We start from the raw sequence: 14,543 nt of genomic DNA, 5'->3' as shown, positions 1-14,543 counted from the left end.
ATATGAGCCAGATTGGAACGTACGTTATTTATGTCATTATGGCTTCAGCCATTCTCGGTGCCTTTGCATCGATTCGTAACAGCGAAGAAGGTTTGGGAAAAGAGTTTATGGAGGGGTTGTATTCCATCGGCTACATTTTTGTGCCGGTTGCCGGGATTATGGCTTCCATTCCCTATTTGTCGAAAATCATTGAAAGCGTTTTCGGTCCGGTCTTCGGTCTTGTCGGATCGGATCCTGCCATAGCTGCCACCACTTTCATTGCCGTGGACATGGGGGGGTACCAGTTGGCGGATGCCTTGGCCGCCACACGGGAAAGCTGGATTATGGCAATGATGGTGGGATATATGGCCGGAGCCACAATCATTTTCTCGATTCCCGTCGGACTGGCCTTGTTGGAAAAGCGGGATCATAAGTATATGGCACTCGGTGTGATGTCCGGTATTCTGACGGTTCCGGTGGGGGTATTTATCTCCTGCCTGATCTTATCCCTCAGCCATGCCGAAGTTCGGGAAGCTGTTTCGACAAATGCGGAAGCCACTTATCAGTTGGCTTTGGGGTTGGGAAGCATCCTGGCTAACCTGGCGCCTCTGATCGTCCTTTGTGTTGCCATCGCCGTCGGCCTGCGGTTTATACCGGACGCCATGATCCGCGGGTTCATGTGGTTCGGCAAAATCATGGATGCCGGGATTAAACTGGTATTGGTTTTCTCCATCGTGGAATATTTCACAAGTTGGTTTTCCACCTTGTTCGGGTCCTGGGGGTTCGATCCTATTATCGCGGACAAGGAAGACCAGTTCAGGGCGCTGGAAATTGCCGGTTATATTGGAATTATGCTGGCCGGGGCTTTCCCGATGGTCTATCTGATGCGAAAGTATTTGGCGAAGCCGTTGGAATTTGCGGGTCAGAAGTTGGGACTCACTAAGGAGGGCAGCGCGGGCATATTGGCTTCCATTGCAAACATCCTGGCCATGTTCCGTCTGGTGAAGTTTATGAGACCAAAAGATAAAGTGATTAATATTGCGTTTGCAGTCTGCGCCGCGTTCTTGTTCGGTGACCATATGGCATTCACCGCAAATTTTCAGCCGACGCTGATCGTTCCCGTGATGGCGGGGAAAATCTGTGGAGGAATACTGGCGATTGCGTTGGCTTATAAACTCTCCGTACCCAAGGCCCTGGAGCTGGAGAAACAGGAGCGCAAAGAGGGGTCTCTTGATTCCGGTAAACTTTCGGGAGAGAGTGCATAGATCTGGATAGGAGTCGGGGTGGAAAGATGAAACCAACGTTACAAATACTTCAGGAAAAAACCGGGCTGGAGAGAGCGGATATTGAAGAGCTGACAAAGGTGACAACGCAGTTGCAGCTGATGGCGGATCTGTACGGGGCAGACATTTTCCTCGATTGTCTGGTAAGGGGACGAAGCGACCAAGCTGTGGTTGTCGCGGAAGCGAAACCCCGCACATCCCGCAGTTTGTATACCGAATCTTTTACCGGAAAGTTGATTCTGAAAGATAATGAACCGGGTGTCTTTGCAGCTTTTCAAACCGGTAAGTATATTACAGGGACCCGAGCCATCACCAATGAAAAAGTAACGGTGGAACAAAAAGTCCTTCCGGTTTTCAGGGATGACAAAGTGATCGGTGTACTCATCCTGGAACAGGACATTTCGAATCAGATCAGGCAGGAAAAGAAACTTCGAAGGATACGTAAAACTGCGGAGGATCTAAGTGAGACCCTCTGGGAAGTGACGGTGGCGGAGACGGATCTGCCCACCCTCATCCAGGAAGGGGTCATCTTGTGCAACGAGGAAGGATTGTTCAGCTACGTCAACCCGAAGGCCCGTGAAATGTTGAAAGAACTGGATCAACCGATTCCGCAGATCGGCACCCCCTTGTCCGCTTTTTGCTTCGGGGTTTTCGATTCGGTAGTGGCCGATGCTCAAGCCAAAGGGGTGTCAAGGGAGGAACTGCAATTTGACGAAAACGCGATGTCCATTAAAGCGATCTCCGTTCAAAAAAAGAATCGCTTCAAAGGGGTTGTGCTTTTACTGAGAGATATCACCGAACTAAGGAAAAAAGAAAAACAACTGCGTATCCAATCGACGGTGATCCGTGAAATCCACCACAGGGTGAAAAACAACCTGCAAACCATCAGCAGTCTGCTGCAGTTGCAGTTGCGGCGGGTTCAATCGGAAGAAAACCGGAAAGTATTCCAGGATACGATTAACCGGATCCGCAGCATTGCGCTGGTCCATGAAACTCTGTCTCAGAAAGGGATTGAGTTTGTGGAGCTAAACGGCTTGATGGAAAGAGTGGTCTCCATGATCGTCCATACCATGTCTCCCCCGGAAAAAAAGATAAATTTCAAAGTTTACGGTGTCAAAGTCGTTCTTCCTTCGAATAAAGCAATCGCCGTCGCCCTGATTTTGAACGAATTGATCCAAAATTGCCTGGACCATGCTTTCGTGAATCAGAACGAGGGATATATCGAAGTGATTGTACAGAAAGAAAAGGACTGCCTGAATATCGGTGTACGGGATAACGGGTGCGGCTTTGATCCGAAGAATCATTCAGGCCATACATTAGGCACACGGATCGTGACGACCCTGGTGGAGAAGGAGTTGAATGGACACCTGGAGTATATAAACTCAGATGGGACCCAAGTAAACTTTTCATTCAAACACTCTTCCTGAACCGAGTGGCAACCCTGAAAGCGGAGGGAACCATATGGGTAAAGTCATGTTGATCGGGGCAGTGGGGGCGGGAAAATCAACCTTGGTAAACAGGCTGCTGGACCGGAAAGAGGAATCGAAAAAAACCCAGACGTTGAATTATCATGATTGGATCGTTGACACACCGGGAGAATATTTGGAAAACCCCCTTTACTACAAGGCATTAATGGCCACGGTGTTGGAAGTGACACATATTCTCGTGGTCCAGGATTCCACCCGGAAAAAAGCGACGATCCCGCCGGGGTTCACCAACGGGATCCCAAAGACTCCCATCGGAGTGGTGACAAAGGCGGACCATCCGGAGGCGGACATCAATTGGGCTCAAACCCAACTGCGTAAGGCTATGCCCAAAGGGCCGGTGGTTATTACATCGTCCTTTAATGGAAAAGGGATCGATGAGCTTTTAAACTTATTAGGAATCAGATAATTTGCGGCATAATGTATAAAAATATTTCCAATTATAAATAACTTTCAATATGGTATAATCTAAATATAAAAATAGTCAGATATCCAATGGTAGGCTGTTTTGGGGGTGATCCGTACGGGAAAAGCAAAAATCCTGCTTGCGGAAGACAACACGATCCTCAGGATGGACCTTCACGAGATTTTGATACAGGCGGGATACGAGGTGGTGGCTGAGGCTGGTAATGGGAATGAGGCCATCGAACTGTCGGCAAGTCACCGGCCGAACCTGGTGCTGATGGATATCAAGATGCCCAAAATGAATGGCCTCAAAGCAAGCCGCATCATAGGCAATGCTTACAATATCCCATCTCTGATATTGACAGCGTACAGCCAGAAAGAGTTTGTTCAGGAAGCTGAAAACGCTTTCATCGTGGGGTATCTGGTTAAACCCATCCGTGAAACGGATTTGGTCCCAGCCGTGGAGGTCGCCCTTCAACAGGCAAAACGATTGTACAGCTTGCAATCGCAAAACCGGGAGCTGAACCAAAAGCTGGAGGACCGGAAAATTATCGAGCGAGCGAAGGGCTTGCTGATGAAGGAGAAGGGCTGGGCGGAGGAAGCGGCTTTTAAAAAGATGAGAAGTTATTGTATGATGCACAATCTGTCCATGGTGAATCTGGCCAGGAGCATTTTGGAAAAGGAACGGACGGACTATCCACCTGATCACGACCAAAAAAGAAAATGACTTTTGGCAAAGGCGCCAAGTTATCATTCCCCTGTTTTGATAGGGGTGAGCTTGGTGCCTTTTCATTTGTCCTCTTAAAGGTGGTGAGGACCATTCAATCTTTGATATCCAAAAATGGAAACGAAGATCGGACACAGATTACCAGCGTGGGAATCGATATCGGAACAAGTACAACGAAAATGGTGATCAGCAGACTGACTTTGGAGAACCTGGCAGGGTGGGCCCAGGTTCCACGAATCGAAATTGTGGACAAAGAAGTGTTATACCGGAGCCGGATCCATCCCACCCCCTTGATCGCTTCGGATCGTGTGGACATTGAAAAAGTGCTGTCGATCGTCAGTGAGGAGTATTGCTTGGCAGGGATCAAACCAGGTGAGATTGATACCGGGGCGGTCATCATTACCGGTGAAACAGCCAACAAACAGAACGCCAGGGACATGGTCCACCGAATGGCCGGTGAGGCCGGAGAATTTGTGGTGGCAACGGCAGGCCCCCAATTGGAAGGGATTATCGCCGGTAAGGGCTCCGGTGCTTGGCAACGTTCCAAGGAGACGGGGACAACTGTAGCCAATGTGGATATCGGAGGAGGAACGGCCAATATCGCGGTTTTCCGCGGTGGAGAGTTGTCAGGAACCTGCACCCTTCATATCGGCGGGAGGCTGATGAAATTTGAAAAGGGAAGGGTGGCCCACATTTCCCGCCCGTTGTGGACTCTGATGGAAGCGGTGGGATGTACTCTCCGTCCGGGGGACATGGCTGAGGAATCAAAAGTCAGGTATCTGACCCGCCAAATGGCCAAAACACTTTCAAATGTACTGCGCGGGGAATTGGAGGAAACGGATCGACTGCTCTTGGTCGGTGGCCCGCCTGACTGGAACGACAGAGTGGAGGAACTGATGTTTTCGGGTGGTGTGGGGGGCTGTCTGCGAAGCCCACCCGGTTGGTCCTTTCGGGAGAGTATCAACCGACACGGAGACCTCGGGCCGGTTTTAGCCCAGGATCTCCTCACTTTTCCCGGGTTGCGGACCTGGCATTGGGCAGAGGCCGGCGAAACCATACGGGCCACTGTGTCGGGAGCCGGAATGCAGACAATCGAAGTCAGCGGATCGACGATCCATGCGGATGACGTGCTCCCGATCAAAAACCTGCCGGTTTTCAAGTTTCGCCACCATCCGGCGGAGGAGCTGGAAAAGCAGGTTAAGCGTGCCATTCAGCAAGGAACGGAAATGTACGACCCCAACCGGGAAGGTGTTCCTTTTGCTTTGGCGATGTCGGATCTTCCCTATATGAGCTTTCGGGATATCCGAGACTTGAGCCGGTATTTGTCTGAAGCCTTGCACAAGGAAAAGCCCTCCGGGGAACCGGTGGTGCTGATCGTCGACCGCGATCTGGCCAAAGTGCTGGGACAGACACTTTCGAGAGAGAATAACGGGCGACCAGTCCTTTGCATCGATCAGGTTAAAGTGGAGCACGGGGACTACATCGATATCGGAAAACTGCTCGGGGGACGCGTCGTACCGGTGGTTGTAAAAACCTTGGCATTTTCGACATAGAAAGGGGTGGTTCCAAATTGAAGGACAGAGAACTGGTGGAGACAGTCGTCCGGATGGTGGTCGAAAAGATGAAGCGGATGGAGCTTGAAAGGACCGAAAACGGGACATCTACCACACGTGCAAGAGTGATCGACTACCTTCCGGGCGACAAAAACAATCGATCCGGATGAACGAAGAGGAGGGATCCAGTTGGATCTGCAACCGGTCAAGGCGGAAATTTTGGCCGCCAAGATGATCCCCAATGTGGATGCGGGGTTGGCGGAATCATTGGCTCTGAAACCGCATCAACGCAGTATAGGGATCCTTACCACCAATATTGACGATGTCGGGTATACCGCCCTGGACGCGGCCACCAAAAAGGCAGACGTGGAAGTGGTTTACGGAAGTTCATTCTATGCCGGGGCAGCCCACGCTTCCGGGCCGTTGTCCGGGGAGTTTATCGGAATTCTGGCGGGACCTACTCCGGCCGAGGTGAAAAGCGGCATGGAAGTCTTTTGTTACACGGCGGAAAACGAAGCCTGGTTTTACGCTCTGGACCCCGAAGCGAAACACACATTTTACGCCCATGTGATTTCACGGACGGGTTCCTACCTGTCCGAAGTGGCGGGGATACGGGAAGGGGAGCCTTTGGCTTACCTGATCGCTCCTCCCCTTGAAGCGGTAATGGGCCTGGATGCCGCGTTGAAAGCGGCGGACGTCCGTTTGGTGAAGTTTTACAAGCCCCCTTCGGAAACCAATTTCGGCGGTGGATTGTTGACCGGCTCCCAATCTTCATGCAAATCGGCGACCCAGGCCTTTATGGACACTGTGATCCGGATCGCCGAAAACCCGAAGGTTTATTAGGTGTCCCGGACCATGAAAGAGAGAGCTCTGGGACTGATCGAAATGACCGGATTTACCGCCACCTTAATCACAGCGGATACGGCGCTGAAAACAGCTGACGTCCGGCTTTCCCGCTTCGAATGGATCGGCGGGGGGCGTGTCACCATCGTGCTGACCGGGGAAGTGGCCTCAGTTGCGGAAGCCGTGAAGCACGGAGTTACCCGGGGAAAGGAACTGGGGGAGGTGTTGCAATGGACAGTGATTCCCCGGATGGAGGAATTGCAAAGTATGTTGCGGCCAGGGGGATCCCTGCCGGTTAACCAGTCAAGTCCCGGGAAGGACCGACAAACTTCAACCTCTTCACAGGAAGAAAGCGGGAAGTCGGGAGAGAAAGAGTTGCAACTTACACCTGATTCTGATATCAACGGGAATTCCGGGGAGTGGCGCACTCTCAGCGTGAAAGAGCTGCGCAAAAAAGCCCGCCGTCTGCCGGGATTCAACCTGCCCGGGAAAGAGATTTCCCGAGCGAACCGAAAACGATTGGTTTCCGCCATGGAGCAGTACTTCAACGAAAGGAGTGTGACTTAAATGGAGCTGGACAAGGATCTTTTATCCCTGCAGGAAATGCGAAACGCGGTGGAAAGAGCCAAGTCGGCACAAAAAAAGCTGGAAGCATATTCCCAGGAAAAAATAGACGCGATCATCCGGGCGATCAGCGAGAAATCGTATCAGTCGGCAGAGGTTTTGGCAGAGATGGCCGTCAGTGAAACTGGTCGCGGGGTGGTGGAACATAAAAAGGTAAAAAACCAATTTGTTTCAAAAGACGTCTACAAATCCATCCAAAGCACCCAAACGGTCGGGGTGATTAGGGAAGATCCGGAAAACAGGATTGTGGAAGTGGCTTCCCCTTTCGGGGTCATCGCCGCGGTGGTGCCCGTGACCAACCCCACCTCCACCGCTATTTATAAAACCATGATCGCCCTCAAGACAAGAAACGCTATTGTAGTCAGCCCCCACCCCTCCGCAGCCCGATGCACGGTGGAAACGTTGAAAATTTGCGCTGAGGCGGCAGTTGCAGCGGGTGCCCCGGAAGGAACGATCGGTTGGGTATCCCGACCCACATTGGAAGCCACCCAGCAGCTGATGAAGCATCCGGATGTGAACTTAATCCTGGCTACCGGCGGAAGTGGTTTGGTCCGGGCGGCTTACAGTTCCGGCAAACCGGCATACGGGGTCGGACCGGGCAATGTTCCGGCCTATATTGAACGATCCGCCGATGTTCCCCGGGCGGTCCGGCAAATTATCGACAGCAAATCTTTTGACAATGGCACCGTTTGCGCTTCCGAACAAGCCATCTTGGTGGACAAAAATATCAAACAGATGGTGCTCAGGGAACTGCGGAACCAGGGAGTGTACATTCTCAATGGGGAGGAGAAGAAAAAAGTGGAGGCCGTGATCTCTCCCGCCGGTAAAGGACTCAATGCGCAGATCGTGGGTCTCTCCGCCGGTAAAATCGCTGAAATGGCCGGCATCACAGTCCCCGGAACATGCAAGGTGTTGTTGGCGGAGGAGGATCGGATCGGCAAGGATGTTCCCTTTTCCATCGAAAAGTTGAGCCCCATATTGGCCCTCTATGAAGTGGAAGATTGGAAAGAGGCCAGCCGGCTGAGCATCATGCTTTTGGATTTGGGGGGGAAGGGTCACAGTTTTTCCATCCATTCCAACGACGAAGAAGTAATACGGAATATGGCTCTCGAAATCCCCGTCTCCCGCCTGTTGGTCAATACCGGTTCCACGTTCGGAGCCATCGGTGCCACTACGGAATTGAAACCCGCCATGACCCTCGGGTGCGGTTCCTTCGGAGGAAACATCACCTCGGACAATCTGACAGTCCAACATTTGATGAATACCAAGCGGCTGGCTTATGGAACAAAAGAAACCCCGCAAGTCCGGGAGCAGACGAAGGTGGCATCCCGTCAACCGACACGAGAGGTGGAGGCCCGCAGTGAAGGGGGTGAGGCTTCGGGAGTCGGAAGAGAAGAGATCACCCGAATAGTGGAGCAAGTGTTGGCCCGTATGAGTTGAGGGCTTCGTTCACCATTTAAGTGAAAACGAAAATAATGGAGGAGGAATCCAACAATGAGTGAATTCACAGCATTGGGAATGGTTGAAACGAAAGGTTTGGTCGGTTCGGTGGAAGCGGCAGACGCGATGGTCAAGGCGGCCAATGTTCGTTTGTTGGGAAAAGTGCACGTTGGCGGAGGTTTGGTTACGGTGCTGGTGCGGGGTGATGTCGGTGCGGTAAAAGCAGCGACGGACGCGGGAGCAGCGGCGGCACAGCGGGTCGGTGAACTCCTCTCGGTCCATGTGATTCCGCGGCCGCACAACGAACTGGAGCAAATTCTGCCGAAATTGCCGGCACAAGAATGATTCCCGAAGGCCGGCATGGGTGGAGGTTTTGGCTGAAGGCATGCTTGTGAAACAAACAAGAGCCGCTTGGCACTGTGAAAGGCGGCACCGATGAAACGGATCGCCCTGACTGCCCAACGGCAGGACGAGCACATGGTGGCGGAACGAAGGGAGGGGGCAAAGATGCATGCCACAGAGATCAACAAGATCGTGGAACAGGTGATCCGACAATTAAAGCAAAAGGCACACCCGTTTCGGACCATCCCGATCGGCGTGTCCGCACGGCACGTCCACCTATCCCCCGATCATGTGGAGAAGCTGTTCGGAAAGGGGTATCGTCTCACCAGGCGGAAAGCGTTGTCCCAACCCGGTCAATACGCCGCAGAGGAAACCGTGATGGTGGCAGGAGGCAAGAGTGTGTTGGAAAAGGTCCGCATTCTTGGCCCGCCCCGCGGCCGCACACAGGTGGAGGTTTCCTTGACAGACGCCGTAAAACTGGGATCCAATCCTCCCCTCCGTGAATCCGGCGATTTAAAGGGAGCGGCGCCGGTTACCTTGATCGGACCCAAGGGATCGGTTCATGTGGAGGAGGGAATGATCATCGCCAAGCGTCATATCCACATGACACCAAAGGACGCGCTGGAATTCGGGGTTCAAAACGGCGAATACGTCGGCGTTGAAACCGGCGGGGACAGATATGTCACGTTTGATCGGGTTTTGATCCGGGTCAGTGATCAATATCGCTTGGAAATGCACATTGACACCGATGAGGCCAATGCCGCCATGTTAAAGACCGGGGAAACAGTCCGCCTCGTTAAAAAGTCGGGGGTGGAGCCATGGCCGATCGGGAGTTAGTGCGACAGATCGTCGAAGAAGTGGTTGAGAGACTGATGAAACAGGGTCCCACACGGAAAAGAGCGGTTGCTGTCTGCTGGTCCGAAGCGATGACCGATTCCGGTCAAATCCGGTTGGAAGAGTTGGAGAAAAGGTGGGACCTCGTACTCTTTACGCCGGAGAGAAGCTTGGCAGATCCGAACAGATATGAAGCCGTTCACTCCTGGGAAGCGGATGAAGCCCTTTGGGACCGGGAACTGACCCAGGCGGAACGGATGATTTTCCTCGGAGTAGACCAAGATACTCTGGTCAAAGGGGCGCGGCAGATCGCCGACACATTTCCGACCCGGTTATTGGCCCGTTCCTTGTTAAAAGAGAAAGAGGTCTGCTTGGTCCCGGAAAAGCACCTCTTGTGGACGACACGGGAGAAACCCGGAAACCGGATAAACCCCTATTGCCGGAAAATCCTCGAATGCGTGCATGAACTGCGTTCCTACGGTGCCACGGTGGTAACCACCCCGGAAGAGATCCGCGGGTCCTTCGCCGTCGGGGATCCAAGGTTCCTTGATGTACTGCTGTTGGATGCGGAGAAGGTGCAATCCTTGCCCGAGGGCAGTACGGTGGTCGTTTCTTCCTCCACGCTGGTTACTCCACTGGCGAAGGATTTCGTCCGGGAACGGAAAATCAATGTCCAAGTAATTGATTTGGAAATGTAGGAAGGGCGGTGGAACCATGAGAATCGGCACCGTGATCGGCAAAGTATGGGCCACCCGCAAAGAGGGAAAGTTTCAGGGCCTTAAATTCCTGGTGATCCAACCCGAGGACGCCTCGGGAGAACCGGCGGGCGAAGTGATCGTGGCAGTGGATCAAATCGGTGCGGGAGACCGGGACAAAGTGATAGTGACAGAGGGGAGCTCGGCGCGTTTTATCCTGTCCAATACAGAGACGGCGGTGGATGCGGCAGTGGTGGGAATCATCGATTCGGTTGATCTGGAAGGAGGGAAGCAATCTTGAGCAAAGCCATGGGTATGATTGAAACCCGCGGTCTCATCGGTTCCATGGAGGCGGCGGATGCGATGGTCAAAGCGGCGGACGTCCGTTTCGTCAAACAGGAAAAAGTGGACGGTGCCCTGGTGACCATTCTCGTGGAAGGGGACGTGGGGGCCGTGCGGGCGGCTCTCGATGCCGGGGCCGGGGCAGCCAAACGGGTGGGGGAGCTGGTTTCCCACCACCTGATCCCGCGCCCGGATCGATCGGTACATCAGTCACTGTTCAACGCAAAAGATTGAGGAGGCAGGGGGATGGGAAGAAAAAAGATCGCCATTATCGGTGCAGGCAATGTGGGGGCGACGACGGCCCACTGGTTGGTAAGTAAAGAACTGGGGGATGTGGTGTTGATTGACGTTGAGGAGGGGATGCCAGGCGGTAAAGCCCTCGACCTCCTGGAGGCGTCTCCGGTGGAAGGGTTTGACTGTATGGTGACCGGCTCCAACGATTACCGGGAGATTGACGGAGCCGACGTGGTGGTGGTGACGGCGGGGATCGCCCGCAAACCGGGGATGAGCCGGGATGACCTCGTCAAAACCAATGCCAAAATCGTGGAGAACGTGACACGGGAAGCGGTAAAATACGCACCCGATGCCATCTTCATCATTGTCAGCAATCCATTGGACGTAATGTGCAATGTAGCCCTTGAAGCGAGCGGATTACCGAAAAATCGTGTCTTCGGGCAGTCGGGGGTTCTTGATTCCGCACGCTTCCGCACTTTTATCGCCATGGAACTCGGGGTATCCGTGGAGGATGTCAGCGCGTTTGTCCTGGGCGGGCACGGGGATGACATGGTTCCCTTGGTTCGTTTCTCGTACGCCGGTAACATTCCGATCGAAATGCTCATGAGCCGGGAACAAATCGACCGGATTGTCGAGCGAACCCGGAAGGGAGGCGCGGAAATCGTCAACCTGTTGAAGAAGGGGAGCGCTTATTTTGCTCCGGCAGCATCGACCGCGAAGATGGTGGAGGCTGTCTTGAAGGACAAGAAACGGATCATGCCGACCGCGGTATACCTGGAAGGAGAATATGGAATTTCCGGACTCTATTTCGGAGTTCCTGCCATCATCGGAGAAAACGGGGTGGAAAAGGTAATTGAGATCCCCTTGACTTCCGACGAACAAATAGCTTTGGAAAAATCCTCCCGAGCGGTAGAGAAAACACTGAAGGTGTTGAAATCTTCGGTGTAAAAAGAAGGGAGAAGGGAGGAGGTGCTGGCGTGTCGGAAGAAAAAAAGCGGTTTATTCAGGAGTTTGTTCCCGGAAAGCAAGTCACCCTCAGCCATCTGATCTCAAACCCGGATCAGGATATGTTTGACAAGTTGGGAATCGACAGGAGTGGAGCCCTGGGGATCTTAACCCTCACCCCCAGTGAAACCGTCATCATAGCGGGGGACATTGCCACCAAAAGCTCCAATGTTTCCCTTGGCTTCCTGGACCGGTTCACCGGCAGCCTAGTTCTAGTGGGTTCGGTCTCCGACGTGGAGACAGCCTTAAATGACATCAACGAGTTTTTGAAGACCAACTTGGGCTATACACCTTCTAATATCACCAAATCTTAGGCCGTACCTCTCTCGGCAAATCCGGGAGAGGTGCAGATTTTATGTCTATATCTTATTAAGGTCCAATTTCCATTTTCTGAAAAAATCGTCCAATATTAACTCAATTTTTCGTATATTCCACATTGTCTCCGAAAGCCTAATTCCTCCTCATCATAGTGTTTAGGAGAATATCAAAAATAACCAAGTTGTTGGGATATCTCCCCGCCATAGCGGACGACGTCGTCTGCTATGGCGGCGAATTTTGCTTCGGGGATCCGGTCGGTGGGGCCCGCCATACTGAGGGCGGCCACCATTTCGCCGGTGTAGTCCCGGATGGGGGTGGCGATGCTGACGGCTCCCGGATGAAGCTCGTCCACACTGATGACATAGCCTGTTTCCCGGATCTCTTTCAGGTGGCGGCGGAAGTCTTTTGGATCCGTGATGGATCGGGGCCCGCAGCCGGGCAAGCCTTGCTCCAAAATGGGAGCAAGGTATTTTTCCGGGAGATGGGCGAGCAGGATCTTTCCCCCGCTGGTGCAGGAAGCGGGGTTCCGTTTGCCAATGTGGGAAAGGAGCTCTGCCGGATCCGGACCTTCCGCTTTATGCAGATAAACAAATTCAGCTCCTTCCAGGATGCCGATGTGGACCGCTTCCCCCCATTTTTGCGCCAGGTTCTCGATGAGGGGAATCGCCTCGCGGAACATGCCCATGTGGTTTATCACCACTCCGCTCAGCTGGAGCAGGTTCCAGCCGAGATGATAGCGTTGGGTCCGTTTGTTTTTTTCCAGAAATCCTTCTTCTTCCAGCGTTTGCACCAGACGATGAACGGTGCTTTTACTCAATTTCAACCTGCGGGCCATGTCGCTGATGCCCAGTTCTTGACGGTCTTCTGTATACAGATGGAGAATGCGCATGGCGTTTTTGACGGAATTCAAGAGGTAAACTCTGCGGGGTTCCGACATACTGTTCCCTCCGAATATTTATTGTTTTCCTTAGATTGTTCCGAATATAAGAACAACGGACTTTTGCCGTGGTCACGATCACTATATACTGGCCAACAAAAGACGCGCAACCCGGATGAAAGGGGGAACGGAAGGAAGGTTTACCCACTTCCCGGAAAACTTTTGGGGGTAAGGCAACCTATTCCGCAGAATACACCGTTTTTTCCATTGAAATGTAAGCGGTTTCGACGGTGAAAAAACAACCGATGGATAGGGGGATGGAATGTGACGGATGACCATTACCGTGAACGCCGGTCCGCGTTGGTGGCCGGAGCCGGTCCTGTGGGGTTGACGGCGGCCCTGGCGCTCAAGCGTCACGGAGTCCCGGTCACGGTGTTGGAAGCGGAACCGGAGAACCGGATTCGTCCGGGAAGCCGTGCAATCTTCGTGCACCGGGCGACCTTGAAACTGCTGGAGGAGATCTCTCCATCACTGGGTTACACCTTGGCTGAAAAAGGCTTGGTTTGGCCGATCAAACGAACGATGTGGAAAGGGAAGGAGGTTTACCTGAAAAAGTATCCGTCCCCGGACCCCGAAAAGTTGCCCCCGTTCACCAGCTTACCCCAAGTGGAGGTGGAACGGGACCTTCATCAGGCTTGCCAAGAGGCCGGGGTGGAGTTTATCTGGAACGCCCCGGTGCGGGAGGTGGACACGGACCGTGACCAGGTCACCGTGACGACGGAAGACGGAACCCTTTGGAAATCCGATTACCTCATCGGGGCGGACGGGGCCCGTTCCGCTATCCGCCGTGGGTTGGACATCGGGATGGAAGGGAGCCGCTCGGCCAACACGTTCATCGTGGTGGATGTGAAGGAAGACCCGGAAAACCCCATGCCGCTGGAGCGGGTTTTCCACTACCACCATCCGGCCGTCGGCGGGCGGAACGTGCTTTTTGTTCCCTTCGCCGGGGGATGGCGGATCGACCTTCAACTCTTCGACGGGGACGACATCGATGAATACAGCGGTTCCGAAGGGGTAAGGAAGTGGCTGCCCAAGGTGATGGATGACAAATACGCCGACCGCGTGACATGGGTGTCGACGTATCGGTTTCTCCAGGTGGTGGCGAAGGCGTTCACCGATCCGAACGGTCGGGTGCTTTTGGCCGGGGAAGCGGCCCACCTCTTCGCCCCCTTCGGAGCCCGTGGGATGAATTCCGGCGTCGCGGATGCAATTGCGGCAGCCCGGGCCATCCATACTGCCCTTCGTACGGAGGATCCCGCTTCGGCGCAACGGGTTATCCGCTCCTGTGCCGATGAGCGCCTGCAGGCGGCCAAATACAACCGCGATGCTGCCGGGGTGGCCTTGCATCACCTTCAGGGGCGTTCAGCGGGAATGAAGATGAAACGGTACATGGCTGCCTCGCTGGCCCCGATGTGGCCGCGGTTGGGTAGATGGCTCGACGAGGGTCCCTACGGGCCGAAATCCGGCCCGCCGGCCATGGCTTCCAAGTATTGATGGA

At 53.6% G+C, this 14,543-nt stretch carries 17 protein-coding genes and 1 pseudogene; 17 read left to right on the top strand and 1 reads right to left on the bottom strand.

Annotation, left to right across the window (positions count from 1 at the left end):
- Nucleotides 1–2: 2 nt before the first annotated feature.
- The 16 genes and pseudogenes from eutH to eutS all read left to right on the top strand — a co-directional run bounded on the left by eutH (nt 3) and on the right by eutS (nt 12,104).
- The gene (eutH, locus tag C8P63_RS02245; protein WP_108021712.1) at nt 3–1,244 is read left to right on the top strand and encodes an ethanolamine utilization protein EutH; all 1,242 of its coding nucleotides are present in this window, start codon (nt 3–5) and stop codon (nt 1,242–1,244) included.
- Nucleotides 1,245–1,270: 26 nt separating this feature from the next.
- Complete coding sequence (locus C8P63_RS02240; RefSeq protein WP_108021711.1) at nt 1,271–2,689, top strand: sensor histidine kinase; 1,419 nt, start codon at nt 1,271–1,273, stop codon at nt 2,687–2,689.
- A 34-nt stretch (nt 2,690–2,723) separates the two neighbouring features.
- Entirely contained in the window at nt 2,724–3,155 is a 432-nt protein-coding gene (locus C8P63_RS02235) for a EutP/PduV family microcompartment system protein (RefSeq protein ID WP_108021710.1), read from the top strand.
- 105 nt (nt 3,156–3,260) lie between these two features.
- Entirely contained in the window at nt 3,261–3,878 is a 618-nt protein-coding gene (locus tag C8P63_RS02230) for an ANTAR domain-containing response regulator (protein ID WP_245920629.1), read from the top strand.
- Nucleotides 3,879–3,958: 80 nt separating this feature from the next.
- Nucleotides 3,959–5,431 carry an ethanolamine ammonia-lyase reactivating factor EutA gene (locus tag C8P63_RS02225; protein WP_342748041.1) on the top strand — a complete coding sequence of 491 codons (1,473 nt, stop codon included), beginning with the start codon at nt 3,959–3,961 and terminating at the stop codon, nt 5,429–5,431.
- Between the two features lie 17 nt (nt 5,432–5,448).
- Entirely contained in the window at nt 5,449–5,601 is a 153-nt protein-coding gene (locus C8P63_RS18895) for a hypothetical protein (protein ID WP_170109445.1), read from the top strand.
- A gap of 19 nt (nt 5,602–5,620) precedes the next feature.
- Nucleotides 5,621–6,274, top strand: coding sequence for an ethanolamine utilization microcompartment protein EutL (gene eutL / locus C8P63_RS02220; protein WP_108021708.1), 654 nt, complete (start codon nt 5,621–5,623; stop codon nt 6,272–6,274).
- A 12-nt stretch (nt 6,275–6,286) separates the two neighbouring features.
- Nucleotides 6,287–6,841, top strand: coding sequence for a BMC domain-containing protein (locus C8P63_RS02215; RefSeq protein WP_108021707.1), 555 nt, complete (start codon nt 6,287–6,289; stop codon nt 6,839–6,841).
- Nucleotides 6,842–8,338 carry an acetaldehyde dehydrogenase (acetylating) gene (locus C8P63_RS02210; protein ID WP_108021706.1) on the top strand — a complete coding sequence of 499 codons (1,497 nt, stop codon included), beginning with the start codon at nt 6,842–6,844 and terminating at the stop codon, nt 8,336–8,338. It abuts the gene before it with no gap.
- A 54-nt stretch (nt 8,339–8,392) separates the two neighbouring features.
- Nucleotides 8,393–8,683, top strand: a complete 291-nt coding sequence (locus tag C8P63_RS02205; protein ID WP_108021705.1) for a BMC domain-containing protein — start codon at nt 8,393–8,395, stop codon at nt 8,681–8,683.
- A gap of 162 nt (nt 8,684–8,845) precedes the next feature.
- Entirely contained in the window at nt 8,846–9,517 is a 672-nt protein-coding gene (locus C8P63_RS02200; RefSeq protein WP_108021788.1) for a phosphate propanoyltransferase, read from the top strand.
- Nucleotides 9,499–10,212, top strand: coding sequence for a hypothetical protein (locus tag C8P63_RS02195; protein ID WP_108021704.1), 714 nt, complete (start codon nt 9,499–9,501; stop codon nt 10,210–10,212). Before C8P63_RS02200 ends, C8P63_RS02195 begins: the two co-directional genes overlap by 19 nt.
- 16 nt (nt 10,213–10,228) lie before the next feature.
- A complete protein-coding gene (locus C8P63_RS02190) occupies nt 10,229–10,510 on the top strand; it encodes a EutN/CcmL family microcompartment protein (protein ID WP_108021703.1) in 282 nt (93 codons plus the stop codon).
- Nucleotides 10,507–10,767 (top strand): annotated as a pseudogene (locus tag C8P63_RS02185) (BMC domain-containing protein); the annotation flags it as partial. The gene C8P63_RS02190 and the pseudogene C8P63_RS02185, both read left to right, overlap by 4 nt.
- 30 nt (nt 10,768–10,797) lie before the next feature.
- Nucleotides 10,798–11,733 carry a malate dehydrogenase gene (mdh, locus tag C8P63_RS02180; protein ID WP_108021701.1) on the top strand — a complete coding sequence of 312 codons (936 nt, stop codon included), beginning with the start codon at nt 10,798–10,800 and terminating at the stop codon, nt 11,731–11,733.
- Nucleotides 11,734–11,762: 29 nt separating this feature from the next.
- Nucleotides 11,763–12,104, top strand: a complete 342-nt coding sequence (eutS, locus tag C8P63_RS02175; RefSeq protein WP_108021700.1) for an ethanolamine utilization microcompartment protein EutS — start codon at nt 11,763–11,765, stop codon at nt 12,102–12,104.
- 170 nt (nt 12,105–12,274) lie between these two features.
- Here eutS and C8P63_RS02170 read toward each other — a convergent pair whose 3' ends face one another.
- Entirely contained in the window at nt 12,275–13,045 is a 771-nt protein-coding gene (locus C8P63_RS02170; protein WP_108021699.1) for an IclR family transcriptional regulator, read from the bottom strand.
- 264 nt (nt 13,046–13,309) lie between these two features.
- Between C8P63_RS02170 and C8P63_RS02165 the strand changes: the two genes are divergently transcribed.
- A complete protein-coding gene (locus C8P63_RS02165; protein ID WP_108021698.1) occupies nt 13,310–14,539 on the top strand; it encodes an FAD-dependent monooxygenase in 1,230 nt (409 codons plus the stop codon).
- The last annotated feature ends 4 nt before the right edge of the window (nt 14,540–14,543 follow it).

Origin of the sequence: Melghirimyces profundicolus, from assembly GCF_003054245.1 — a bacterium.
Taxonomy (GTDB): Bacteria; Bacillota; Bacilli; order Thermoactinomycetales; family DSM-45169; genus Melghirimyces; species Melghirimyces profundicolus.
Note: the sequence above shows the minus strand (reverse complement) of the source record. Positions and strands in the feature narration are given on the sequence as shown.

What these genes read in the sequence shown, in the direction of transcription:
- C8P63_RS02235 (WP_108021710.1), top strand. Translation starts at nt 2,724, where the DNA reads ATGGGTAAAGTCATGTTGATCGGGGCAGTGGGGGCGGGAAAATCAACC.
- C8P63_RS02210 (WP_108021706.1), top strand. Translation starts at nt 6,842, where the DNA reads ATGGAGCTGGACAAGGATCTTTTATCCCTGCAGGAAATGCGAAACGCG.
- C8P63_RS02195 (WP_108021704.1), top strand. Translation starts at nt 9,499, where the DNA reads ATGGCCGATCGGGAGTTAGTGCGACAGATCGTCGAAGAAGTGGTTGAG.
- C8P63_RS02200 (WP_108021788.1), top strand. Translation starts at nt 8,846, where the DNA reads ATGCATGCCACAGAGATCAACAAGATCGTGGAACAGGTGATCCGACAA.
- C8P63_RS02240 (WP_108021711.1), top strand. Translation starts at nt 1,271, where the DNA reads ATGAAACCAACGTTACAAATACTTCAGGAAAAAACCGGGCTGGAGAGA.
- C8P63_RS02205 (WP_108021705.1), top strand. Translation starts at nt 8,393, where the DNA reads ATGAGTGAATTCACAGCATTGGGAATGGTTGAAACGAAAGGTTTGGTC.
- eutH (WP_108021712.1), top strand. Translation starts at nt 3, where the DNA reads ATGAGCCAGATTGGAACGTACGTTATTTATGTCATTATGGCTTCAGCC.
- C8P63_RS02190 (WP_108021703.1), top strand. Translation starts at nt 10,229, where the DNA reads ATGAGAATCGGCACCGTGATCGGCAAAGTATGGGCCACCCGCAAAGAG.
- C8P63_RS02170 (WP_108021699.1), bottom strand. Translation starts at nt 13,045, where the DNA reads ATGTCGGAACCCCGCAGAGTTTACCTCTTGAATTCCGTCAAAAACGCC.
- C8P63_RS02215 (WP_108021707.1), top strand. Translation starts at nt 6,287, where the DNA reads ATGAAAGAGAGAGCTCTGGGACTGATCGAAATGACCGGATTTACCGCC.
- mdh (WP_108021701.1), top strand. Translation starts at nt 10,798, where the DNA reads ATGGGAAGAAAAAAGATCGCCATTATCGGTGCAGGCAATGTGGGGGCG.